At 60.4% G+C, this 21,922-nt stretch carries 18 protein-coding genes and 1 pseudogene; 13 read left to right on the top strand and 6 right to left on the bottom strand.

Features of this window, described 5'->3' with window-relative positions; all coding sequences use genetic code 11:
* Window positions 1-3 precede the first annotated feature (3 nt).
* Both ALTER154_RS21405 and ALTER154_RS19500 read right to left on the bottom strand, forming a co-directional pair.
* Window positions 4-324 (bottom strand): annotated as a pseudogene (locus ALTER154_RS21405) (HAMP domain-containing protein); the annotation flags it as partial.
* Window positions 325-1,042: 718 nt separating this feature from the next.
* On the bottom strand, window positions 1,043-3,220 hold the full coding sequence (locus ALTER154_RS19500) for a malate synthase G (RefSeq protein ID WP_160089534.1): 2,178 nt from the start codon (window positions 3,218-3,220) through the stop codon (window positions 1,043-1,045).
* Between the two features lie 299 nt (window positions 3,221-3,519).
* On the opposite strand from ALTER154_RS19500, the gene ALTER154_RS19495 reads away from it, so the two are divergent.
* Both ALTER154_RS19495 and ALTER154_RS19490 read left to right on the top strand, forming a co-directional pair.
* Window positions 3,520-3,966: a GNAT family N-acetyltransferase gene (locus ALTER154_RS19495; RefSeq protein ID WP_160089532.1), complete on the top strand. Its 447-nt coding sequence runs from the start codon at window positions 3,520-3,522 to the stop codon at window positions 3,964-3,966.
* Between the two features lie 21 nt (window positions 3,967-3,987).
* A complete protein-coding gene (locus ALTER154_RS19490) occupies window positions 3,988-4,506 on the top strand; it encodes a glycine cleavage system protein R (RefSeq protein ID WP_090255057.1) in 519 nt (172 codons plus the stop codon).
* Between the two features lie 398 nt (window positions 4,507-4,904).
* Here the strand turns inward: ALTER154_RS19490 and rarD are convergent, their stop codons facing one another.
* The 3 genes from rarD to ALTER154_RS19475 all read right to left on the bottom strand — a co-directional run bounded on the left by rarD (window position 4,905) and on the right by ALTER154_RS19475 (window position 7,920).
* Window positions 4,905-5,798, bottom strand: a complete 894-nt coding sequence (rarD, locus tag ALTER154_RS19485) for an EamA family transporter RarD (RefSeq protein ID WP_160089530.1) — start codon at window positions 5,796-5,798, stop codon at window positions 4,905-4,907.
* A 190-nt stretch (window positions 5,799-5,988) separates the two neighbouring features.
* Window positions 5,989-6,963: a serine/threonine protein kinase gene (locus ALTER154_RS19480; RefSeq protein WP_160089528.1), complete on the bottom strand. Its 975-nt coding sequence runs from the start codon at window positions 6,961-6,963 to the stop codon at window positions 5,989-5,991.
* A 222-nt stretch (window positions 6,964-7,185) separates the two neighbouring features.
* A complete protein-coding gene (locus tag ALTER154_RS19475) occupies window positions 7,186-7,920 on the bottom strand; it encodes a ComF family protein (protein ID WP_160089526.1) in 735 nt (244 codons plus the stop codon).
* 80 nt (window positions 7,921-8,000) lie between these two features.
* Here ALTER154_RS19475 and bioB point away from each other — a divergent pair, with 80 nt between their 5' ends.
* From bioB to ALTER154_RS19420, 11 genes are all read left to right on the top strand, one after another.
* Entirely contained in the window at window positions 8,001-9,059 is a 1,059-nt protein-coding gene (gene bioB, locus ALTER154_RS19470) for a biotin synthase BioB (protein WP_160089524.1), read from the top strand.
* Window positions 9,060-9,166: 107 nt separating this feature from the next.
* Window positions 9,167-10,348, top strand: a complete 1,182-nt coding sequence (bioF, locus tag ALTER154_RS19465; RefSeq protein ID WP_160089522.1) for an 8-amino-7-oxononanoate synthase — start codon at window positions 9,167-9,169, stop codon at window positions 10,346-10,348.
* Window positions 10,341-11,072 (top strand): alpha/beta fold hydrolase, encoded by a 732-nt coding sequence (locus ALTER154_RS19460; RefSeq protein ID WP_160089520.1) that lies wholly within the window; start codon window positions 10,341-10,343, stop codon window positions 11,070-11,072. Before bioF ends, ALTER154_RS19460 begins: the two co-directional genes overlap by 8 nt.
* The gene (gene bioC / locus ALTER154_RS19455; protein WP_160089518.1) at window positions 11,065-11,871 is read left to right on the top strand and encodes a malonyl-ACP O-methyltransferase BioC; all 807 of its coding nucleotides are present in this window, start codon (window positions 11,065-11,067) and stop codon (window positions 11,869-11,871) included. The genes ALTER154_RS19460 and bioC overlap by 8 nt, the downstream gene beginning before the upstream one ends.
* A 63-nt stretch (window positions 11,872-11,934) precedes the next feature.
* Window positions 11,935-12,624, top strand: a complete 690-nt coding sequence (bioD, locus tag ALTER154_RS19450) for a dethiobiotin synthase (RefSeq protein ID WP_160089516.1) — start codon at window positions 11,935-11,937, stop codon at window positions 12,622-12,624.
* A 96-nt stretch (window positions 12,625-12,720) separates the two neighbouring features.
* The gene (locus ALTER154_RS19445; protein ID WP_160089514.1) at window positions 12,721-13,020 is read left to right on the top strand and encodes a hypothetical protein; all 300 of its coding nucleotides are present in this window, start codon (window positions 12,721-12,723) and stop codon (window positions 13,018-13,020) included.
* Window positions 13,021-13,086: 66 nt separating this feature from the next.
* Window positions 13,087-13,866, top strand: coding sequence for a putative metalloprotease CJM1_0395 family protein (locus ALTER154_RS19440; protein WP_160089512.1), 780 nt, complete (start codon window positions 13,087-13,089; stop codon window positions 13,864-13,866).
* Window positions 13,867-14,031: 165 nt separating this feature from the next.
* Window positions 14,032-15,837, top strand: coding sequence for a phenylacyl-CoA dehydrogenase (locus ALTER154_RS19435; protein WP_090255079.1), 1,806 nt, complete (start codon window positions 14,032-14,034; stop codon window positions 15,835-15,837).
* Window positions 15,838-16,009: 172 nt separating this feature from the next.
* Complete coding sequence (locus ALTER154_RS19430; RefSeq protein ID WP_160089510.1) at window positions 16,010-17,299, top strand: GGDEF domain-containing protein; 1,290 nt, start codon at window positions 16,010-16,012, stop codon at window positions 17,297-17,299.
* A gap of 110 nt (window positions 17,300-17,409) precedes the next feature.
* Complete coding sequence (locus tag ALTER154_RS19425; protein ID WP_160089508.1) at window positions 17,410-19,206, top strand: acyl-CoA dehydrogenase C-terminal domain-containing protein; 1,797 nt, start codon at window positions 17,410-17,412, stop codon at window positions 19,204-19,206.
* A gap of 171 nt (window positions 19,207-19,377) precedes the next feature.
* Complete coding sequence (locus ALTER154_RS19420) at window positions 19,378-21,156, top strand: acyl-CoA dehydrogenase C-terminal domain-containing protein (RefSeq protein ID WP_090255083.1); 1,779 nt, start codon at window positions 19,378-19,380, stop codon at window positions 21,154-21,156.
* An 84-nt stretch (window positions 21,157-21,240) separates the two neighbouring features.
* On the opposite strand, the gene ALTER154_RS19415 is transcribed toward ALTER154_RS19420, so the two are convergent.
* Complete coding sequence (locus ALTER154_RS19415; protein ID WP_160089506.1) at window positions 21,241-21,897, bottom strand: endonuclease I family protein; 657 nt, start codon at window positions 21,895-21,897, stop codon at window positions 21,241-21,243.
* Between the last annotated feature and the right edge of the window lie 25 nt (window positions 21,898-21,922).

Genomic DNA, 21,922 nt, shown 5'->3' with positions numbered 1-21,922 from the left:
GTCGATAAAGCTGTTGAACAGCTGAATCATTTCACCGATTTCATCATTGGAGTCGACATTCACTCGGCGAGTCAGGTCGCCATCACCCCGGGCGATTGCCTGCAGTGAGGTAATCACGCCACGCACGTTGGCCATGGTGCCGCGAATTACCAGCACTGACGCAATGCTGATTAGCAGTACCAGAATGGCTGACAGAGCAAAGCCTACGCGGGTGGTGGTGGCGTTGTCTGTGCGGGTTTGCGCCAGGGTTTCCTGAAAGTCTTCATATGCATGGGTACGGAACGCATTGCCGAGTTTTTGCGCTTCACCCAAGTCACTGGCCATGCGGCCCAGGTTGGGCGCCAGGTCTTCAAAGCTGGCGCTGCCTTTAATCAGCTGCTCCGAAGCGGGCAGGGCGTTGTCCGCGTAACGCTGTATGGCGCTCCGCCAGGCGTCCAGTTCCTGGCGGCGGTCCGCTTGGGTGACCAGGGTCTGCAGTTCCTGCTGCATGTGCGCAATGTCAGTCAGGACTTTGCGCGCTTCATCGAGGGTTTCCAGCTCTCCGGCGGCGACTGCGCTATTAAGCAGGCCCGGTAAACGTGAGTACTGGAAGATCACCGCATCGGCCTTCTCCAGGGTCGGGAAACTATTGGTTTCCAGGGTGACCAGGCGCACATCGTTGTTTGCCAGTTGTAGCGAGGTGTAGCCCACGAACAGCAGCAGACCCAGCAAGGCAATGGCGGGCAGCAGTAAGAACTTCAGTGTCAGCGAGAGATTTTTCAACATGGCAGATGTACCCAAAGAGGGGCGCGGAGTATACCGAGTTCATATAGTGGCGTAATGCCGCTTTTCGGTCATTTTTTAGTCATATTCCGTTATGGCTATATTATGGTTTCGGCTGGCATGCCTATTCCTATAGCCAATAAAGTGAGTATCTGCTTGAAATTGTCGAACAAAAGCGAGGCCGCCAGCCTGATGCAAGTCACTGTGCCTGTGCTTTGCTGGCAGCCAATAATAAAAAACCGCCCCGAAGGGCGGTTTTTTATGTGGCTTCAGCTGCGGGTTACAGGCCGTTGGCGGCTTTGAACTCGCGGCGGCGGCGGTGCAGGACTGGCTCGGTGTAGCCGTTCGGCTGCTTGGCGCCTTCGACCACCAGTTCCAGGGCAGCCTGGAAGGCGATGTTGCTGTCGAAGTTCGGTGCCAGCGGACGGTACAGCGGGTCAGCTGCGTTCTGGCGGTCAACTACCGGTGCCATGCGCTTGAGGCTGGCAACGATCTGCTCTTCAGTAGCGATGCCATGACGCAGCCAGTTGGCCAGCAGCTGGCTGGAGATACGCAGGGTAGCGCGGTCTTCCATCAGGCCGACGTCATTGATATCCGGCACCTTGGAGCAGCCAACGCCCTGGTCGATCCAGCGCACCACATAACCGAGGATGCCCTGGGAGTTGTTGTCCAGTTCGTTCTGGATCTCGTCAGCCGACCAGTTGGTGTCCTTGGCCAGCGGGATGCTGAGGATATCGTCGATGGACGCGCGCTCACGCTTGGCCAGTTCGGCCTGACGGGCGAACACGTCGACCTTGTGGTAGTGCAGCGCGTGCAGCGCGGCGGCGGTCGGCGATGGAACCCAGGCGGTGTTGGCACCAGCCAGTGGGTGAGCGATCTTCTGCTCAAGCATGCCGGCCATCAGGTCGGGCATGGCCCACATGCCTTTGCCGATCTGCGCGCGACCTTGCAGGCCGGTGGCCAGGCCGATGTCGACGTTCCAGTTCTCGTAAGCGCTGATCCACTTCTCGGCTTTCATGGCCGCTTTACGCACAACGGCGCCAGCTTCCATGGAAGTGTGGATTTCGTCACCGGTACGGTCGAGGAAGCCGGTGTTGATGAATACCACGCGCTCGCTGGCAGCCTTGATACAGGCTTTCAGGTTGACGGTGGTGCGGCGCTCTTCATCCATGATGCCGACTTTCAGTGTGTTGCGCGTCAGGCCCAATACGTCTTCAACGCGACCGAAGATCTCGGTGGTGAAGGCCACTTCTTCCGGACCGTGCATCTTCGGCTTAACGATGTATACCGACCCGGTGCGGGTGTTCTTGCGGCTGGTATTGCCATTCAGGTTGTGGATGGCGATCAGGCTGGTGAACAGCGCATCCTGGATGCCTTCCGGAATCTCGTTGCCCTGGGCATCGAGAATCGCCGGGTTGGTCATCAGGTGGCCAACGTTACGCACGAATAGCAGGCTACGACCGTGCAGGGTCAGCTCGCTACCGTCGGTCTTGGTGTAGACGCGATCCGGGTTCATGGTGCGGGTGAAGGTCTGGCCGCCCTTGACCACTTCTTCCGCCAGATCGCCCTTCATCAGGCCGAGCCAGTTCTTGTAGATCACCACTTTGTCATCGGCATCGACGGCCGCTACGGAGTCTTCGCAGTCCATGATGGTGGTCAGCGCAGCTTCCATCAGCACGTCTTTAACGCCAGCGGCGTCGGTCTGGCCGACAGGGGTGCTGGCGTCGATCTGAATTTCGAAATGCAGGCCGTTGTGCTTGAGCAGGACGGCGACAGGCGCATCGGCAGCGCCCTGGAAACCAACCAGTTGTGCGTCGTCACGCAGGCCGCTGTTGCTGCCGCCTTTGAGGCTGACAACCAGCTTGCCGGCTTCGATGCGGTAACCGGTGGAATCGACATGGGAGCCAGCAGTCAGTGGCGCGGCTTCGTCGAGGAAGGCGCGGGCGAAGGCAATCACCTTGTCGCCGCGAACCTTGTTGTAGCCACGGCCTTTCTCGGCGCCGCCTTCTTCGCTGATCACATCGGTGCCATAAAGCGCGTCGTACAGCGAACCCCAGCGGGCGTTGGAGGCGTTCAGGGCGAAGCGCGCATTCATCACCGGCACGACCAGCTGCGGGCCGGCCAGACGGGCGATTTCTTCGTCGACGTTCTGCGTGGTGGCCTGGAAGTCAGCCGGCTCTGGCAGCAGGTAACCGATTTCCTCAAGGAAGGCTTTGTAGGCAGCGGCGTCATGGGCCTGGCCTGCGCGGGCCTGGTGCCAGCCGTCGATCTGCGCCTGAATCGCATCGCGTTTGGCGAGCAGCGCACGGTTTTTCGGGGCCAGGTCATTGATGACCGCTTCGGCACCCGCCCAGAACTTGTCGGCAGCGATGCCGGTACCGGGGATGGCTTCGTTATTCACGAAGTCGAACAGCACTTTGGCAACCTGCAGGCTGCCTACTTGAACGCGTTCAGTCATCACTTGCCTCACTCTGCTCAGCTCTACTCAATAGCCGCGTCGGACATGGGAAATACGTCATGTAGTCCGAGGCGCGGCATACTACATCAAGATCCGGGGAAAATCAGTGGGTGCGCGTCGCTCTGCGACCAAGAAGTGCTTTGCAGTCACTTTGTGTGGCGTGTTGTCGCGGTTAACTTTTAATATTGTTTCATAAAAGCTAAAAAACAGTACACAGTTTATTGCGCATGTTTCTCGATCTACTGCTATAGGCGCGCCTGCCCATACTGCTGCTCCACCGTTTATGGAATGTGATCACCATGCATATACAGGCAGCCACTGCTGTGGATCTGGATGAACTGGCCGAGCTGTTTGGCGCGTATCTGCGCTTTTATGAGGTGGCCAAACCTCAGTCGCAGGTGCGGGACTTTCTCGCCGCGCGCCTGCGCAACAAGGATTCGACCATCCTGCTGGCGCGAGATAATCAAGGTGTGGCGCAAGGCTTCGTCCAGCTCTATGCCTTTTTCTCTTCGCTGGCACTGCAGCCAGCCTGGCTGCTGAGTGACCTGTACGTCAGCGAGCAGGTGCGCCGCCAGGGTGTTGGCGAGGCGCTGATGAACGCCGCTCGCGCTCATGCCGAGTCCACCGGAGCCTGCGGTTTGCAGTTGGAGACGGCAAAGAGCAATCTGCCAGGACAAGCCCTCTACGAACGCTTGGGTTATGTGCGTGATGAGGTGTTTTTTACCTATTGGCTGGCGCTCAAATAAGCCTCGTATAAGGAGTTGTTTATGGATCATCTGGTATTGACGGTTATTGCCCAGGATCAGCCGGGGCTGGTCGAGCGCATCGCCCAGTGCATCAGCGAGCACGGTGGTAACTGGCTGGAAAGCCGCATGTCACGCATGGCCGGACAGTTCGCCGGGATCCTGCGGGTGGATGTGCCGCTGGACGCGCATTCCGGCCTGGTCACGGCGCTGGAGGAATTGCAGGCCCATGGCATTCGTGTGCAGATCGCCGCAGGCGGCACCGAGCCGGTAACGGTTTGGCAGGCTATTCGCCTGGAGCTGGTGGGCAATGATCGCCCGGGTATCGTGCGCGATATCACCCGCCTGCTCAGCAGTCATGGGGTCAACCTGGAAAGCCTGAACACCGAAGTGGTGCCGGCGCCCATGAGTGGCGAACTGCTGTTTCAGGCCCAGGCTGTGCTGGGCGTGCCGCAGAGCTTGAGCCTGGAGCAGTTGCAGACGCATCTGGAAACCCTGGCGGATGATCTGATGGTGGAACTGAAGCTGCAGGTTGAAGACTAGCAGGCCGTTGAAACTACCTGCGTTGGCAATCCGGCGTTAAAAACAGGCTCGGAATGCTCATTTGCACCAGCAAACTCGCGTGCGAGCTCAGTCCGCTTCCTCGCCGCTTTGACCAGCCGGAGGCTGTTACTGGCGTAGCGCCTTGTCTTGCCTGCCTCGCCTACGTTTCAACAGCCAGCTAGAGCCGCTGTTTATCCACGATCCATGTGGATAACTCTGTGCGTAGCATGAGGAGCCCCGGAGCACTACCTAGTGCCCCGGGGCTTTTTGCTAAGTGCTTATTTTTTAAGCACTTAGCAACTGGTTGTGCACAAAGGCCGGGGATGCTTCTGTGGATAAGCCGGGGGCAACTGGCTGCAGACCAGTGGCCTCGGGCGTTACAGGGTGCTGGTTGTTTTTTAGTCAGTCTGGCGTTTGCGCAGGCTTAGCCATGCATCCACGCTGTAGATCGCCAGCCCCGTCCAGATGCAGATAAACGCCAGCAGTTTGCTCGGGTCGAAATGCTCATCAAACAGAAAGATCGCCTGCAACAGCACCAGAGTTGGCGCCAAGTACTGCAGAAAGCCCAGGGTGGTGTAGGGCAGATGGCGAGCGGCGGCGTTGAAACACACCAGCGGCACCAGGGTGATTGGGCCGGCGGCAATCAGCCACAGGGCTTCCGGGGTGCTCCAGAAGTCAGCTTGGGTGCTCATCGCTACTGGGTGCATAAGCAGCCAGCCGAGCGCCAGTGGCAGCAGCAGCCAGGTTTCCACCACCAGGCCGGGCAGTGCAGCCACCGGCGCCTGTTTGCGGATCAGTCCATAAAAGCCAAAGGTCAGCGCCAGTACCAGGGACACCCAGGGAATGCTGCCCACCTGCCATAGCTGCTGCAGCACACCCAGCGCGGCCAGGACCACGGCTAGCCACTGTAGGCGGCGCAAGCGCTCACCGAGAATCAGCATGCCCAGCAGCACGTTTACCAGCGGGTTGATGTAATAGCCCAGGCTGGCTTCGAGCATGCGCTCGTTATTTACCGCCCACACATACACCAGCCAGTTACTGGCGATCAGCACACCGCTCAAGGCCAGTACGGCAAAGCGTTTGGGATTATTGAGCAGCTCGCGCAGCCAGCCAGGGTGCTTCCACACCAGCAGCAACAGCGCGCCGAACAGCGCGGACCAGAGTGCGCGATGAACGATGATTTCCAGTGCTGGCACGCTCTGGATGGCTTTGAAATAGAGCGGGAACAGGCCCCAGATGATGTAGGCGGTCAGGCCGAGAATATACCCGCGGCGCGGGTTGGCGGTGGCCATGCTGGGTCCTTGCTTAGGCTGCTAACGAGAGGCTTGCGATTCTAGTCGGCGCGGCGCGGGCTTGTCTGGATGGCCAGGATTTTCTTCGGCGCTCTAGGCCACTTGGCTGTAACAAAGACGTTACGGCGACAGGGCTAACTGTAGTGGTCAGCACCGTAGCCCGGACTGCATCCAGGCTATGCGCGTGGCATCAAAACAGCTTTAGCGGCTCTTCATCCAACGCCGACAGCTGCTCACGCAGGATCAGGATCTGATCGCCCCAGTAACGCTCGCTGCCAAACCAGGGGAAGCTCATGGGGAAGGCCGGGTCGTCCCAGCGCCGTGCCAGCCAGGCGCTGTAATGCATCAGGCGCAGGGTGCGCAGGCCTTCGATCAGCGGCAGTTCACGCGGGTTGAAATCGTGAAACTCCTGATAGCCGTCCATCAACTCCGACAGTTGGCCGAGGCGTTCGTGGCGGTCGCCAGCCAACATCATCCACAAATCCTGCACTGCGGGGCCCATACGGCAGTCGTCGAGGTCGACCATATGGAAGGTCTCGTCGCGGCACAGCAGATTGCCCGGGTGGCAGTCGCCATGCAGACGAATCGCCTGCACCGGGTGGGCGGCGAACAGCGTATCCAGACGCTTGAGCAAGTCGCGGGCCACCGACTCGTAGGCCGGCAGCAGGCTGCGTGGAATAAAGTTGCCATCGAGCAGGGTGGCCAGCGATGCATGGCCGAAGTTGCTCACCTGCAAGGCCTCACGGTGGGCAAACGGCTTGAGTGAGCCGACCGCATGCAGGCGTCCAAGCAGTTGGCCGAGACGATACAGTTGGTCGAGGTTGCCAGGTTCCGGCGCCCGGCCGCCACGGCGCGGAAACAGGGCGAAGCGAAAGCCCTGGTAACTGAACAGGGTTTCGCCGTCGCGCACCAGGGGAGCTACAACCGGTACTTCGCATTCGGCCAGCTCGAAGGTAAAGCTGTGCTCTTCGCGAATGGCTTCATCGGTCCAGCGATCCGGACGGTAGAACTTGGCGATCAGCGGTGTCTCGTCCTCGATGCCCACTTGGTAGACGCGATTTTCATAGCTGTTCAGCGCCAGTACGCGGGCGTCGCTGAGGTAGCCGATGCTCTCCACGGCATCCAGCACCAGGTCGGGTGTGAGTGCGGCAAATGGATGGGACATGGGTAACTCCAGCAGGTGGGCCGCAAAGTGTACCGCTTTGAGCCTGTCCAAAGTCTGCTGCGCGTCGGCCCTGCTGCGTTAAAAACAGGCTCGGAATGCTCATTTACACCAGTAAACTCCGCTTCCTCGCCGTTTTGACCAGCCGGAGGCTGTTACTACGTAGCGCCTTGCATGGCTCTAGCTCGCGAGCCTTTGAACAGGCTCTTTCCTGCAACTCATTACTCAGTCGCCTGGCTTCGGTGTGCGCGCCAAGCAGTACACATCAACCCGAGCCGCGCCGGCCTTCTTTAATAGGCGCGCCAGGCTTTCGGCGGTGGCGCCGGTGGTCAGTACATCATCGACCAGCGCCACATGCAGGCCGCTGACTGCACTGTTCGGCGCCAAGGCGAAGGCTTTACGCAGGTTGCGTTTACGGGTGGCCGCATCCAGCTGCTGTTGCGCCGGTGTGTCGATCACCCTCTGCAGCCAGTGTGCCTGTTGCGGCAGTTGTAGGCTGGCGCTCAGCCATTCAGCGAGCAGGCCGGCCTGGTTGAAGCCCCGTTGGCGTTGGCGTTTATTGGCCAGGGGCACAGGCAGCAGCAGGTCAGGCTTAGGCAGTCCTTCATCGAAGGCATGTTGCAGGTGATGTGACAAAAGCTCACCGAGCAGACGTCCCAATGGCCACTTGGCCTGATGCTTGAACCGGGTGATCAGGCTGTCGATGGGGAAGGCGTAGCGCCAGGGCACTTCGACTTTGCTAAAACGCGGCGGCTTGTTCAGGCAGGCCCCGCATACCAGGCCTTGGCTGGGCAGCGGCAGAGCGCAGACCTGGCAATGCCCGCCAAGCCAGGGCAGCTCGGCTTCGCAGCTGGTGCAGATGGCCAGCGCAGCGTCTGCGGCTTCATCGCAGAGCAGACAGGTTTGCTTGTTTTTTAACCAGTTGTAAACCGGGTGTTGTGAGTCGGGTTGACAGCGCATACGCCTTCCATAACTATGCCGAACATCCGTGTCGCGTCCGCTGAATCTAGCAGGACGCCGCCAACAATAAGGAATTACCGATGAGCGCCACTACCGCCGCTAACCTGCGTCACGACTGGACTCTGAATGAGGTCAAGGCGCTCTTCGAGCAACCGTTCAACGACCTGCTGTTCCAGGCGCAGACCGTGCATCGCGCGCATTTCGACCAGAACCGCGTGCAGGTTTCGACCCTGCTGTCGATCAAGACCGGCGCCTGCCCGGAAGACTGCAAGTACTGCCCGCAATCTGGCCACTACAACACCGGCCTGGAAAAGGAAAAGCTGCTGGAAGTGCAGAAAGTGCTGGAGGCGGCCGCCGAGGCCAAGGCCATCGGTTCCACCCGTTTCTGCATGGGCGCGGCGTGGAAGCACCCGTCGGCCAAGGACATGCCTTACGTGCTGAAAATGGTCGAGGGCGTAAAGGCGCTGGGCCTGGAAACCTGCATGACCTTGGGCAAGCTGGATAAAGAGCAGACCCAGGCCCTGGCCGCTGCCGGCCTGGACTACTACAACCATAACCTAGACACCTCGCCGGAGTTCTACGGCAACATCATCACCACCCGCACTTATGCCGATCGCCTGGAAACCCTGGCCTATGTTCGTGATTCGGGAATGAAGATCTGCTCCGGTGGCATCCTCGGCATGGGCGAGTCGCTGGACGACCGCGCTGGCCTGTTGATTCAGCTGGCCAACCTGCCGGAGCACCCGGAGTCGGTGCCGATCAACATGCTGGTGAAAGTCAAAGGCACGCCGCTGGCTGATGAACAGGATGTCGATCCGTTCGACTTTATCCGTATGCTCGCCGTCGCGCGGATCATGATGCCGCAGTCGCATGTGCGCCTGTCCGCCGGCCGCGAGGCGATGAATGAGCAGATGCAGGCCTTGGCATTCTTCGCCGGCGCCAACTCGATCTTCTACGGCGAAAAACTGCTGACCACTGCCAACCCGCAAGCCAACCAGGACATGCAATTGTTCGCCCGCCTCGGCATCAAGCCGGAAGAGCGTGAAGAGCATGCCGATGAAGTGCATCAGGCGGCCATTGAGCAGGCGCTGGTCGAACAGCGTGATTCCAAGCTGTTCTATAACGCCGCTTCGGCCTAAACCGCTGTTTATGCAGAAGCCCGTTTGCGGCGGCTCGGCCTCTCGGTGAACGCCGCAGATCGCTAATGGATCGGGTCTTAGCAAACGAGTTTCTGCCAGGTCTGCCTATGCCTTTCGATCTATCCGCTCGCCTCGCTGAGCGCCGCGCTGCCAACCTCTATCGCCAACGCCCGCTGCTGGAGTCACCGCAGGGGCCGCTGGTGCAGGTCGATGGTCGGCAGCTGCTGGCCTTCTGTTCCAATGACTACCTCGGCCTGGCCAATCATCCGCAGGTCATCGAAGCCTGGCGCGCTGGCGCGGAAAAATGGGGTGTGGGCGGCGGTGCCTCGCATCTGGTGATCGGCCATAGCACCCCACATCACCAGCTTGAAGAAGCGCTGGCCGAGTTCACCGGACGCCCTCGCGCGCTGCTGTTTTCCACCGGCTATATGGCCAACCTCGGTGCGGTCACCGCGCTGGTGGGGCAGGGCGATAGCGTGCTGGAGGATCGCCTTAACCACGCATCCCTGCTGGATGCCGGCTTGCTCAGCGGTGCGCGGTTTTCCCGTTACCTGCATAACGATGGCGTCAGCCTGGCCAATCGCCTGCGTAAGGTCATCGGTAATACCCTGATCGTCACCGACGGCGTGTTCAGCATGGACGGCGATCTGGCTGATCTGCCTTCACTGTGCGCTGAAGCGCGCCGTGCCAATGCCTGGGTGATGGTCGATGATGCCCACGGTTTTGGTCCGCTGGGCGCCACCGGCGGCGGCATTGTCGAGCACTTCGGCCTGGGCCTGGATGATGTGCAGGTGCTGGTCGGCACCCTGGGCAAAGCTTTCGGTACGGCTGGTGCCTTTGTCGCCGGCAGTGACGACCTGATCGAAGCCTTGGTGCAGTTCGCCCGCCCCTATATCTACACCACCAGTCAGCCGCCGGCGCTGGCCTGCGCCACCCTGCAAAGCCTGGAATTGCTGCGCAGCGAGCACTGGCGGCGTGAGCACCTGAACGCCCTGATTAAGCGTTTCCGCGAAGGTGCGCAGGCCATTGGTCTGGAGCTGATGGACAGCGCCACGCCGATTCAGCCGATCCTGATCGGCGACAGTGGTCGCGCTCTGCAGCTGTCGCAGATGCTGCGCGAGCGTGGTTTGCTGGTCACCGCGATTCGTCCGCCCACCGTACCAGCGGGTAGCGCGCGGCTGCGCGTCACCTTGTCCGCAGCGCACAGCCTGGAACAGCTGGAGCTGCTGCTGGAGGCTTTGGCTGAATGCTGGCCGCTGCTGACGAGCGAGGCTGCCGTGCATGCGTGATCGACTGATTCTGCTACCCGGCTGGGGTCTGGGCACGGCGCCCTTGCAGCCGCTGGTCGAGGCCTTGCGTGGTCTTGATCCGCGTCTGCATGTCGACATCGAGCCATTGCCGATGCTGGAGTCCAGCGACCCGGTCGACTGGCTGGACGAACTCGACGCCAACCTGCCAGAGAACGCCTGGCTTGGCGGCTGGTCCCTCGGCGGCATGCTTGCCGCTGAGCTGGCAGCGCGTCGAGGTGAACGTTGCAGCGGTCTGCTGACCCTGGCCAGTAACCTGCGTTTTGTCGCCGAGCCAAGCTGGTCTGCGGCTATGCCCGCCGAGACGTTTAAGGCTTTTCGTCAGGGCTGCGCTGCTGATGCGTCCGCTACACTGAAGCGTTTCTCCCTGCTTTGCGCCCAAGGCGCTGCGGATGACCGTGGCCTGTCGCGGCAGTTGCTCGGCGCGGCTCCACAACCGCAGTCCGCCACTCTGTTGGCCGGGCTCGATATGCTTGCCAATTTGGATGCGCGGACCTCGTTACAGACCTTTGCCGGCCCACAACTGCATCTTTTCGCCGGCGCCGATGCACTGGTTCCTGCAAGCGCTGCGCAAGCCTTGCTGGAGTTGTTGCCAGATGTCGAAGTCGGCCTGATTGATAACGCCAGCCACGCCTTTGCCCTGGAGCGCCCGCATGAAATTGCGGCGGCGATTCAGGCCTTTCTGCACGAGGCCGGTGATGACTGATCTGGCCCATGACCCACTTGGCGGCCTGCCGAATAAACGCCAGGTGGCAGCGTCGTTCTCCCGTGCGGCGCAGAGCTATGACAGCGTTGCGGCTTTGCAGCGCACTGTGGGGCAGCAGTTACTGGCGCAGTTGCCGAAGGCGATCAGACCGGCACGTTGGCTCGATTTGGGTAGCGGTACCGGTTATTTCAGTCGTGCGCTGGGCGAGCGTTTTCCGGCCAGCCAGGGCGTAGCTGTGGATATCGCCGAAGGCATGCTGCAGCACGCGCGGCCGCTGGGCGGCGCGCAGCAGTTTATTGCCGGCGATGCCGAGCGCCTGCCGTTGCGTGATGCGTCTTGCGAGCTGCTGTTTTCCAGCCTGGCCTTGCAGTGGTGTGCGGATTTTTCCGCGGTGCTCAGTGAGGCCGCACGGGTCCTGCGCCCTAGTGGTGTGCTGGCGTTTAGCAGCTTGTGTGTCGGCACCCTGCAGGAGCTGCGCGACAGCTGGCAATCGGTGGATGGCTTTGTCCACGTCAACCGCTTCCGCTGTTTCGAGGATTACCAGCGCCTGTGCGCTGCTAGCGGATTGACCTGTGTAAGCCTGCAAACCTCCCCGGAAACCCTGTACTACCCGGATGTACGCAGCCTGACCCATGAACTGAAAGCCCTGGGCGCGCACAACCTCAACCCCGGTCGGCCCGGCGGTTTGACGGGGCGGGCGCGCATGCTAGCGCTGCTTAACGCCTATGAGCAGTTCCGTCAGCCACAAGGCCTGCCAGCGACCTATCAGGTGGTCTACGGCGTATTGCGCAAGGGTTGAGATAAGCCCCGCTTGCCCAGAGTTACTTCAGAACGTAGCCAATACCCCTCGTCAGAGATCGCTATGAGCCAAGCATTTTTCGTTACAGGCACCGACACCGAAATCGGCAAAACCACCATCGCCGCCGGGCTGCTGCACGCGGCACGAATGGCGGGGCTGTCGACTGCTGCGGCCAAACCGGTGGCATCCGGCTGCGTGCGCACAGTGGATGGCCTGCGCAACGATGACGCCCTGGCATTGCTCGGCGAATGCACTCTGGCGCTGCGCTATGAAGAGGTCAATCCGCTGGCCTTCGAGCCGGCGATTGCCCCGCATCTGGCGGCGCGCGAGGTGAGTGTGTTGCTGGATGTTGCCGCGTTGCAGGGGCCGGTACAGGCAATTCTGGACAAGCAGGCGGACTTTACTTTGGTCGAAGGGGCGGGCGGTTGGCGGGTACCGTTGGCCGGTCAGGAAGCCCTGTCGGACCTGGCGATTGCTTTGCAGTTGCCGGTGATTCTGGTGGTCGGCGTACGCCTGGGCTGCATCAATCAGGCGCTGCTCACTGCCGAGGCCATCCTGCGTGACGGCCTTCTGCTGGCGGGCTGGGTGGCCAATCTGGTCGATCCTCAGACCTCCCGGCTTGAGGACAATCTAGCCACCCTAGCCGAACGGCTACCAGCCCCCTGTCTGGGCTATGTTCCGCGCCTGGCCGAAGCCACGCCGGCTGCGGTTTCTGGCTACCTCAACCTCGATCTATTGCACCGCGCGCTATAAGCAGGCCAAGTGCCATAGCTTTTTGCTTGTACGTTTTTCGAGCAACTTCTGCTTCAATTGAAGCTGTTAGTGGTTTGCCATAGCGGGAGCTTGGACATGGAAATTTCAGGAAGCGCCTTCAACTCGGGCATCAGCACCATTCAGTCTGGCCAGCGCCGGGTCGATCAGGCTGCGGCGGATATCGCCAGCAATGCGCTGGGTCCGCAACCGCAGCCAACTTCTGCGCCGCCAGCTAATCAGGTTAACCCTTCGCCGAGTTCGGCCGAGCAGACGCGCCCAGATCTGGCGGAAAGCCTGGTCGCTTTGCGCCAAGGTCAGAATGAGGCGGAAGCCGGTGCCAAGGTGGTTAAAACCGCTGACGAAGTGCTCGGTACCCTGATCGATACAACGGCCTGAGTCGCCCGCCCCGAGCGTTCTCATGCCTGGTAATGAGGCAGCAACTGCGGGGCGAGGAGTCATTGCATGCAGATTGGCGGCGCATCGTCTTATCCTGCGCCTGCAGCCACGTTACTGCCGGCTCGCCTTCTTGCGTCCAATATTTCCCCTGATGTATCCCCGGACATCACCCGCGCCGCTCAGTCGCCGGTAACCGCTGCCCAGCCACTGGCAGATGAGCAGTCGGCTTCGGCGCGTGAAGAAGCAGATAAACCTGCCGACGCCTCGACCAATCCCGAAAGCGCGAAAAGCCGCGAAAGCGAGCCCAGCCCTCAGCAGCAGCGTCTTGAGCAACTGGAAATCGCCAAGCTGGTCAGCCGTGATCAGGAGGTGCGCACCCACGAGCAGGCGCATGCCGCCGTCGGTGGCCGCTATGCTGGCGCGCCGAGCTACACCTATGAACGCGGCCCGGATGGCAAACGCTACGCGGTGGGTGGTGAGGTCGGCATCGACACCAGCCCCATTCCGAACGACCCGGAAGCCACCTTGCGCAAGATGGAGGTTGTCATCCGTGCTGCACTGGCGCCCGCAGAGCCCTCTGCGCAGGATCGTCAGGTGGCCGCGCAAGCTCAGTTGCAGATGGCCGAGGCCCGTGTCGAGCTGGCACAACAGCAGCGCAGTGAGGTTGAGGCCGCCCGTGAGGCGCGTGCCGAGCAACGCAGCAAAGAGGAAGAGCCGCCGTCGGACGAGGAAGAGAAATCAACCGCGCCCGCCCAGCAGGATTTGCCACCATCCCCTAGTCTTGATCTGTACAAGCAGCTCAGCGGGTTGCAGGCGCCGGCCCCGATTGTCGATCTGGTGGCCTGAACGGCACGTGGGGTGCTTGACATTAAATAGGCATAAACGTATGTTTCAAACGCTTGTTTGATTAGCTCGATTGCCAAGGGGCAGGCGAGCGCCGGGATTGCTCCCGAAACCGACCGAATACCCGGTCACCTACACACTAAGAATCCACCGCAGAGGTTAACCGCTATGCCTGATTACAAGGCCCCCTTGCGTGATATCCGTTTCGTACGCGACGAACTGCTCGGCTACGAAGCGCATTATCAGAGCCTGCCTGGCTGCCAGGACGCTACTCCGGACATGGTTGACGCCATCCTTGAAGAAGGCGCCAAGTTCTGTGAGCAAGTGCTGTCGCCACTGAATCGTGTAGGTGACACCGAAGGTTGCACCTGGTCCCCGGAAGGCGTGAAAACCCCTACCGGCTTTAAAGAAGCCTATCAGCAGTATGTTGAAGGCGGCTGGCCGAGCCTGGCGCACGACGCTGACCATGGCGGCCAAGGCCTGCCTGAGTCGCTGGGTCTGGTGCTGAGCGAAATGGTGGGTTCGTCCAACTGGTCGTGGGGCATGTACCCAGGCCTGTCGCACGGTGCGATGAACACCATTGCCGAACACGGCACCGATGATCAGAAGCACACCTACCTGACCAAGCTGGTTTCCGGCGAGTGGACTGGCACCATGTGCCTGACCGAGCCACATTGCGGTACCGATCTGGGCATGCTGCGCACCAAGGCTGAGCCGCAAGCTGACGGCACCTACAAAGTGTCCGGCACCAAGATCTTCATCTCCGCTGGCGAACACGACATGGCCGATAACATCGTCCACATCGTTTTGGCCCGCCTGCCCGACGCGCCGCAAGGCACCAAAGGTATTTCGCTGTTCATCGTGCCGAAATTCTCGGTCAACGCTGACGGCTCTGTTGGCGCACGCAATGCCGTTTCCTGTGGCTCGATCGAGCACAAGATGGGTATCCACGGTAACGCCACCTGCGTGATGAACTTTGACGGCGCCACCGGTTTCCTGATCGGCCCAGCCAACAAAGGCCTGAACTGCATGTTCACCTTTATGAACACGGCTCGCCTGGGTACTGCTCTGCAAGGTCTGGCTCACGCTGAAATCGGTTTCCAGGGTGGTCTGAAGTACGCTCGCGAGCGTCTGCAGATGCGTTCGTTGACTGGCCCGAAAGCGCCGGACAAAGCCGCTGACCCGATCATCGTCCACCCGGACGTACGTCGCATGCTGCTGACCATGAAAGCCTTCGCTGAAGGTAACCGTGCGATGGTGTACTTCACTGCCAAGCAAGTGGACATCGTCAAATACAGCAAAGACGAAGCCGAGAAGAAAGCCGCAGACGAACTGCTGGCCTTCCTGACGCCAATCGCCAAAGCCTTCATGACCGAAGTCGGCTTCGAAGCCGCCAACCACGGCATGCAGATCTACGGTGGCCACGGCTTTATCGCCGAGTGGGGCATGGAGCAAAACGTTCGCGACTGCCGTATCTCGATGATGTACGAAGGCACCACTGGTATTCAGGCACTCGACCTGCTGGGTCGTAAGATTCTGATGACCCAAGGCGGCGCGCTGAAGAACTTCACCAAGATCGTGCACAAGTTCTGCCAGACCAACGAAGCTAACGACGCCATCAAAGGCCTGGTTGAGCCGTTGGCCAAGCTGAACAAAGAGTGGGGCGACATCACCATGAAAGTGGGCATGGCCGCTATGAAAGACCGTGAAGAAGTCGGTGCCGCTTCGGTGGACTACCTGATGTACTCCGGTTATGCCTGCCTGGCTTACTTCTGGGCCGACATGGCTCGCCTGGCTGCTGAGAAGATTGCTGCCGGTGCTGAAGACGAGGCGTTCTACAAAGCCAAGCTGCAGACCGCCAACTTCTACTTCGCCCGTATTCTGCCGCGTACCCGTATGCACGTAGAGGCGATGCTGTCTGGCGCCAACAACCTGATGGACATGGCCGAAGAGAACTTCGCCCTGGGCTACTAAGCCTTCGTCCTTTAGGTCGAAAAAACCGCTGCCCTTGGGTGGCGGTTTTTTTATGGGGCAAATAAAACGCGCCAGCTCGCTTGTCGATTTGTCGTTAGGTTCCGTGCGCAACGCGCGCGTTACAGGCAAACTGCGCGACGTTATCCACTTTTATCGCGGTGTGGAGCCTGTCTTGTCGCGTCTTGCTGCTGTGCGCTTCAGTCATTTTCTGCCGTCGCTGCTGCTGCTGCTTGGCGGTGTGCTGTTGGCGCGGTTGGCTGTGCTGAGCGAGTTCTTCACCTCGCTGTTCAACGTGCTGCCCACCCTCCTGCTGTTACTCGGTGGCGCGTTTTGCCTGGTGTATGGCCGCCAACGCGAAGTGTTTCTGCTGCTGACGCTGTACCTCGCTTACTTCCTGCTGGATACCCAGGTTGATCATTTTCGTGCCACTGGGCAGGTGCGCAGTGATGCGGCGCTGATCTTTCATCTGTGCAGCCTGTTGTTGCCGCTGCTCTACAGCCTCTACGCGGCCTGGCAGGAACGTACCCATCTGCTGCAGGACCTGATTGCCCGTGCAGCGGTTCTGCTGGCTGTCGGTGCGGTGGCGGTGGGCCTGGCGCAGCGCTTTCCCGATGCGCTGCTGCATTGGTTATCGCGGGTGCGCTGGCCGGCGTTGCAGGTGGAGTGGTTGGCGCTGGTGCAGCTGGCTTATCCGGTGTTTATCCTCGGCCTGATCCTCCTGGCAGTGCAGTACCTGCGGGCGCCACGGCCGTTGCATGCGGCCCAGCTGCTTGGCTTGTGCGGCGTGCTGTGGATGTTGCCGAACACCTTTATCCAGCCCAATGCGCTGAATGTGATGAGCAGTCAGGTCATGCTGATACTGGTGGCAGCCTTGGCTCACGAGGCCTATCAGATGGCCTTCCGTGACGAGCTTACGGGCCTGCCGGGACGCCGCGCCTTGAATGAGCGCTTGCAGCGCTTGGGCCGCAGTTATGTGATCGCCATGGCCGACGTCGATCACTTCAAGAAATTCAACGACACCCATGGTCACGATGTCGGTGATCAGGTGCTTCGCCTGGTTGCCGCTCAGCTGCGCAAGATCGGGGGCGGGGGCAAGGCCTACCGCTATGGCGGCGAGGAATTCACCCTGGTGTTCCCCGGCAAGACGCTTGAAGAGTGCCTGCCCCACCTTGAAGTGGTGCGCCAGGCCATCGAGACCTACCGCATTCAGTTGCGCGACAAACAGCAGCGCCCGCAGGATGACAAGCAAGGTCGGGCGCGGCGGGCTGGCAGTGCGGCCAATCAGGTGTCGGTGACGGTCAGCATGGGCGTTGCCGAACGCGGTGTGGAACAGCGTAATCCGGATGAGGTGCTCAAGGCCGCTGACCAGGCGTTGTATAACGCCAAGGGCGCTGGCCGTAACTGTGTACGCAGTTACGGCCAGCGTCGCGGTGCGGTCAAGCTGGATAACGTGCGGGGTTAAACGCGCCGGCTAATGGCAGTGTATTCAGCATTTGCACGGTGATTGTTGGCGCGCCGCATGAGCCGTAGCGTAGTGCGCTAACCCACGCTCTAGCTGACGGAGAACCCAGCATGCCCGAGTACAAAGCCCCCCAGCGCGATATGCAGTTTCTGATCGACGAAGTTTTCGATTTTCACGCGAGCTATGCCGCGATGGGTGCCAGCGATGCCACCCCGGACATGGTCAGCGCCATTCTGGCCGAGGGCGCCAAATTCTGTGAGCAGGTGCTGGCGCCATTGAATCGCTCAGGCGATGAAGAAGAGTGCCAGATTAACAATGGCGTGGTGACCACGCCTGCGGGCTTCAAGGAAGCCTTTGCCCAGTATGTGGAGGGCGGCTGGAATGGACTCTCCGCTGATACGGCCTATGGTGGCCAAGGGTTACCGTCTTCATTGGGGTTAATCATCAGCGAGATGGTGGGGTCCAGTAACCTGTCCTGGGGCATGTACCCGGGCCTGACTCACGGCGCCATGTCGGCCATTCATGCCCATGGCACCGAAGCACAGAAACAAATTTACCTGAGCAAACTGACCGAAGGCCGTTGGACTGGCACCATGTGCCTGACTGAAGCCCACTGCGGCACCGACCTGGGGCTGATTAAAACCCGCGCCGTGCCTCAAGCCGATGGCAGCTATGCGGTAACCGGCAGCAAGATCTTTATCTCGGCTGGCGAGCACGACATGAGCGAAAACATCGTGCACCTGGTCTTGGCCAAGCTGCCTGACGCGCCTGCGGGCACCAAAGGCATCTCGCTGTTTATCGTGCCCAAGTTCCTGCCAACCGCTGAAGGTCAGGCCGGGGCACGCAATGGCGTCAGCTGCGGCTCGATCGAACACAAGATGGGCATCAAGGCCTCGGCCACCTGCGTGATGAACTTCGACAGCGCCACCGGTTACCTGATCGGCGAGGCCAACAAAGGCCTTAACTGCATGTTCACCATGATGAACCATGCGCGCCTTGGCACCGGTATGCAGGGGCTGTGTCTGGGTGAAACCAGCTTCCAGGGCGCGATCAAGTACGCGACTGATCGCCTGCAGATGCGTGCGCTGACCGGGCCGAAAGCCCCGGATAAGGCCGCCGACCCGATCATCGTGCACCCTGATGTGCGACGCATGCTGCTGACCATGAAGGCGTTCAACGAAGGCAACCGTGCGCTGGCCTATTTCACCGCACAGCTGATCGACCAGGCCCACAGCGGTACCAGTGCCGAACAGCGTGAGGAAGCCGAGAACCTGCTGGCCTTTTTGACTCCGATCTGCAAAGCCTTTATGACCGAAACTGGCCTGGAGGTGACCAACCATGGCATGCAGGTATTCGGTGGCCACGGGTTTATCCGCGAGTGGGGCATGGAGCAGCTGGTGCGCGACTGCCGCATTGCCCTGATCTACGAAGGCACTAACGGTATCCAGGCCCTCGACCTGCTGGGGCGCAAGGTGCTGAGTAGCCAGGGTAAGTTGCTGCGCGGGTTTACCAAAATCGTGCATAAATTCTGCGAAGCGCAGGCCGAGCATCCGCAGCTCAAGGGCTATGTCGCTCAACTGGCCACGCTGAATCAGCAGTGGGGCACACTGACCCAGAAAATTGGCATGGCGGCCATGAAGAACCCGGACGAAGTCGGGGCAGCGTCGATGGACTACCTGATGTACTCCGGCTACGTCATCCTGGCCTACTTCTGGTTGCGCATGGCGCTGGTCGCCGAGCAGCAGTTGGCGGCGGGCGCGAGTGATGCTGCGTTCTATCAGGCCAAGTTAGCCACTTGCGAGTTCTACTTCAAGCGCTTGTTGCCGCGTACCGCGACTCACCTGGCCGGTGCCGAAGCCGGCAGTGAATGCTTGATGCGTTTGCCCGCCGAGCATTTCGCGCTCTGACGGACGGTACGTGCATGTAAAGGCCCGCCAATTGGCGGGTTTTTAATGTGTGTGGCCGAATGAATGAGTTGTGACTGTTCAGTCTGTACGCGACGCTATGTGTCTAAAAAGTTGTTCGGTTAGACTTTCTGTACATCTGTATACCTGTTGCTTCGCTCGAGGACTTACCCCATGGCCGACTACAAAGCTCCCCTGCGCGATATGCGCTTCGTGCTCAATGAAGTGTTTGAAGTTTCCAAGCTGTGGGCCCAGTTGCCGGCCCTGGCTGAAGTTGTTGATGAAGACACGGCTGCGGCCATTCTCGAAGAAGCGGGCAAGGTCACCGGCGGCGTCATTGCTCCGTTGAACCGCAGCGGTGACGAAGAAGGTTGCTCCTGGGCCGATGGTGCGGTGAAAACCCCTGCCGGCTTCCCTGAGGCTTACCAGACCTACGCCGATGGCGGCTGGGTTGGTGTTGGTGGTGATCCGGTATTCGGCGGCATGGGCATGCCCAAGGTGATTTCGGCCCAGGTCGAAGAAATGGTCAACTCGGCCAACCTGTCCTTCGGCCTGTACCCGATGCTGACCGCCGGTGCTTGCCTGTCGATCAACGCGCACGCTAGCGAAGAGCTGAAAGAAAAATACCTGCCAAACATGTACTCCGGTGTTTGGGCGGGCTCCATGTGCCTGACCGAGCCGCATGCCGGCACCGACCTGGGCATCATCCGCACCAAGGCTGAGCCGCAAGCTGACGGCAGCTTCAAGATCAGCGGCACCAAAATTTTCATCACCGGCGGTGAGCACGACCTGACCGAAAACATCATCCACCTGGTGTTGGCCAAGCTGCCGGACGCACCGGCTGGCCCGAAAGGCATCTCGCTGTTCCTGGTGCCGAAAGTCATGGTCAATGACGACGGTTCGCTGGGTGAGAAAAACGCCCTGTCCTGCGGCTCGATCGAACACAAGATGGGCATCAAGGCTTCCGCCACCTGCGTGATGAACTTCGACGGCGCCACCGGCTGGATCGTCGATGCGCCGAACAAAGGCCTCGCCGCGATGTTCACCATGATGAACTACGAGCGTCTGGGCGTTGGTATTCAGGGCCTGTCCCTGGGTGAGCGCAGCTACCAGAACGCTGTGGAATACGCCCGCGACCGTATCCAGAGCCGTGCGCCGACCGGCCCGGTGGCTAAAGACAAAGCCGCTGATCCGATCATCGTGCATCCCGACGTGCGCCGCATGCTGCTGACCATGAAAGCCCTGAACGAAGGCGGCCGTGCCTTCTCCAGCTATGTGGCTATGCAGTTGGACACCGCCAAGTACAGCGAAGACGCCACCACCCGCAAGCGCGCGGAAGAACTGGTCGCCCTACTGACGCCCGTGGCCAAAGCCTTCCTCACCGATATGGCGCTGGAAACCACCGTACACGGCCAGCAGATCTTCGGCGGCCACGGCTTTATCCGCGAGTGGGGCCAAGAGCAGCTGATCCGCGACTGCCGCATCACTCAGATCTACGAAGGCACCAACGGCATTCAGGCGCTCGACCTGGTCGGCCGTAAAGTGGTCGGCAGCGGCGGTGCGTTCTACAAGCACTTCGCTGAAGAGATCAAAGCCTTCACTGACAGCGCCGATGCCTCGCTGGCCGAGTTCGTCAACCCGCTGAAAGACGCCATCGCCAACCTGGAACTGATGACCAGCGACCTGCTGGAGCGCGCCAAGGCCAACCCGAATGAAGTCGGTGCCGCCTCGGTCGAGTACCTGCAAGTGTTCGGTTACACCGCCTACGCCTACATGTGGGCGCTGATGGCCCGTACCGCACTGGCCAAGCAGGATCAGGACGAGTTCTACGTGAGCAAGCTGGGTACCGCGCGTTTCTTCTTCGCCCGCCTGCTGCCGCGTATCCACTCCCTGACCGCGTCGGTCAAAGCCGGTAGCGAGTCGCTGTACCTGCTGGATGCTGCGCAGTTCTAAGGCGTTCGGTATGACAAAAAAACCGGCCTAAGTGCCGGTTTTTTTGTGTCTGGGATCAGCGCTCAGCGGCTGTGTGCGGGGCTCTCAGTTATTGATCAACTGCTCGACCAGTTCCGGATTGTCGATAAAGCGATTACGCGTGCCTTGCAGGCTGGCAATCTTGTCGTTGCGCGCTTCTTCCTCGGCATCGGGTGGATCCATCTGGTGCCACTTCTTGTACACCTGCACCTGACCAACAATCGGCAGGGCATATTCCACGTGCATATAGAAAATCGCCCGGGCCACATTGCCCTTGGCTTCATCGCGCGGCTCCACTAGCTGGAAGCTGGTTTTCATGTCGCAGCCGATGTCGTCGAACTTGCTCGGCACGCTGTCATCCAGCTCACCGAACTGCGCATTGCGCCGAACCAGTTCCACGCGGGTGAGTGCTGGGTAGAGGTTGTGCAGGTCTGAAGCCATGAAGACGTAACGCGGATTCATGATCCCGCACTGACGGTCGGTGATGCAGCGCAGCGAGCTTTTAAGCTGTTTGCTGCTGTATATCGGGCTAGCTTTGAGTTGGCCGCTTTCTTCCGTGAAGGCTTTGCCGCAATACAGTGTGCTGCCACCCTGGCCATACAGCTGACTCCAGAATAACTGCGTCGCGGCCTTGGGATCAGAAAGCTGGTTTTGCCCGTTGGCGGATGCCAGTGAGCTGAGGGTGGCTGTCAGGCAGCCGATGGCGAAAAGCAATGAGCGCATGTGTGGCCCCAGTGACCGCCGTGGA

The sequence above is a fragment of the Pseudomonas sp. 9AZ genome (assembly GCF_902506525.1).
Taxonomy (GTDB): Bacteria; Pseudomonadota; Gammaproteobacteria; order Pseudomonadales; family Pseudomonadaceae; genus Aquipseudomonas; species Aquipseudomonas peli.
The sequence above is the reverse complement of the archived record's forward strand: the minus strand, read 5'-3'. Positions and strand labels throughout refer to the sequence as shown.

Coding starts and splice junctions, on each gene's coding strand:
- bioC (WP_160089518.1), top strand. CDS start 11,065: ATGACTGATCTGGCCCATGACCCACTTGGCGGCCTGCCGAATAAACGC.
- ALTER154_RS19445 (WP_160089514.1), top strand. CDS start 12,721: ATGGAAATTTCAGGAAGCGCCTTCAACTCGGGCATCAGCACCATTCAG.
- ALTER154_RS19425 (WP_160089508.1), top strand. CDS start 17,410: ATGCCCGAGTACAAAGCCCCCCAGCGCGATATGCAGTTTCTGATCGAC.
- ALTER154_RS19480 (WP_160089528.1), bottom strand. CDS start 6,963: ATGTCCCATCCATTTGCCGCACTCACACCCGACCTGGTGCTGGATGCC.
- bioF (WP_160089522.1), top strand. CDS start 9,167: ATGCCTTTCGATCTATCCGCTCGCCTCGCTGAGCGCCGCGCTGCCAAC.
- ALTER154_RS19490 (WP_090255057.1), top strand. CDS start 3,988: ATGGATCATCTGGTATTGACGGTTATTGCCCAGGATCAGCCGGGGCTG.
- bioD (WP_160089516.1), top strand. CDS start 11,935: ATGAGCCAAGCATTTTTCGTTACAGGCACCGACACCGAAATCGGCAAA.
- ALTER154_RS19435 (WP_090255079.1), top strand. CDS start 14,032: ATGCCTGATTACAAGGCCCCCTTGCGTGATATCCGTTTCGTACGCGAC.
- ALTER154_RS19415 (WP_160089506.1), bottom strand. CDS start 21,897: ATGCGCTCATTGCTTTTCGCCATCGGCTGCCTGACAGCCACCCTCAGC.
- ALTER154_RS19475 (WP_160089526.1), bottom strand. CDS start 7,920: ATGCGCTGTCAACCCGACTCACAACACCCGGTTTACAACTGGTTAAAA.
- ALTER154_RS19460 (WP_160089520.1), top strand. CDS start 10,341: ATGCGTGATCGACTGATTCTGCTACCCGGCTGGGGTCTGGGCACGGCG.
- ALTER154_RS19440 (WP_160089512.1), top strand. CDS start 13,087: ATGCAGATTGGCGGCGCATCGTCTTATCCTGCGCCTGCAGCCACGTTA.
- rarD (WP_160089530.1), bottom strand. CDS start 5,798: ATGGCCACCGCCAACCCGCGCCGCGGGTATATTCTCGGCCTGACCGCC.
- ALTER154_RS19495 (WP_160089532.1), top strand. CDS start 3,520: ATGCATATACAGGCAGCCACTGCTGTGGATCTGGATGAACTGGCCGAG.
- ALTER154_RS19420 (WP_090255083.1), top strand. CDS start 19,378: ATGGCCGACTACAAAGCTCCCCTGCGCGATATGCGCTTCGTGCTCAAT.
- bioB (WP_160089524.1), top strand. CDS start 8,001: ATGAGCGCCACTACCGCCGCTAACCTGCGTCACGACTGGACTCTGAAT.
- ALTER154_RS19500 (WP_160089534.1), bottom strand. CDS start 3,220: ATGACTGAACGCGTTCAAGTAGGCAGCCTGCAGGTTGCCAAAGTGCTG.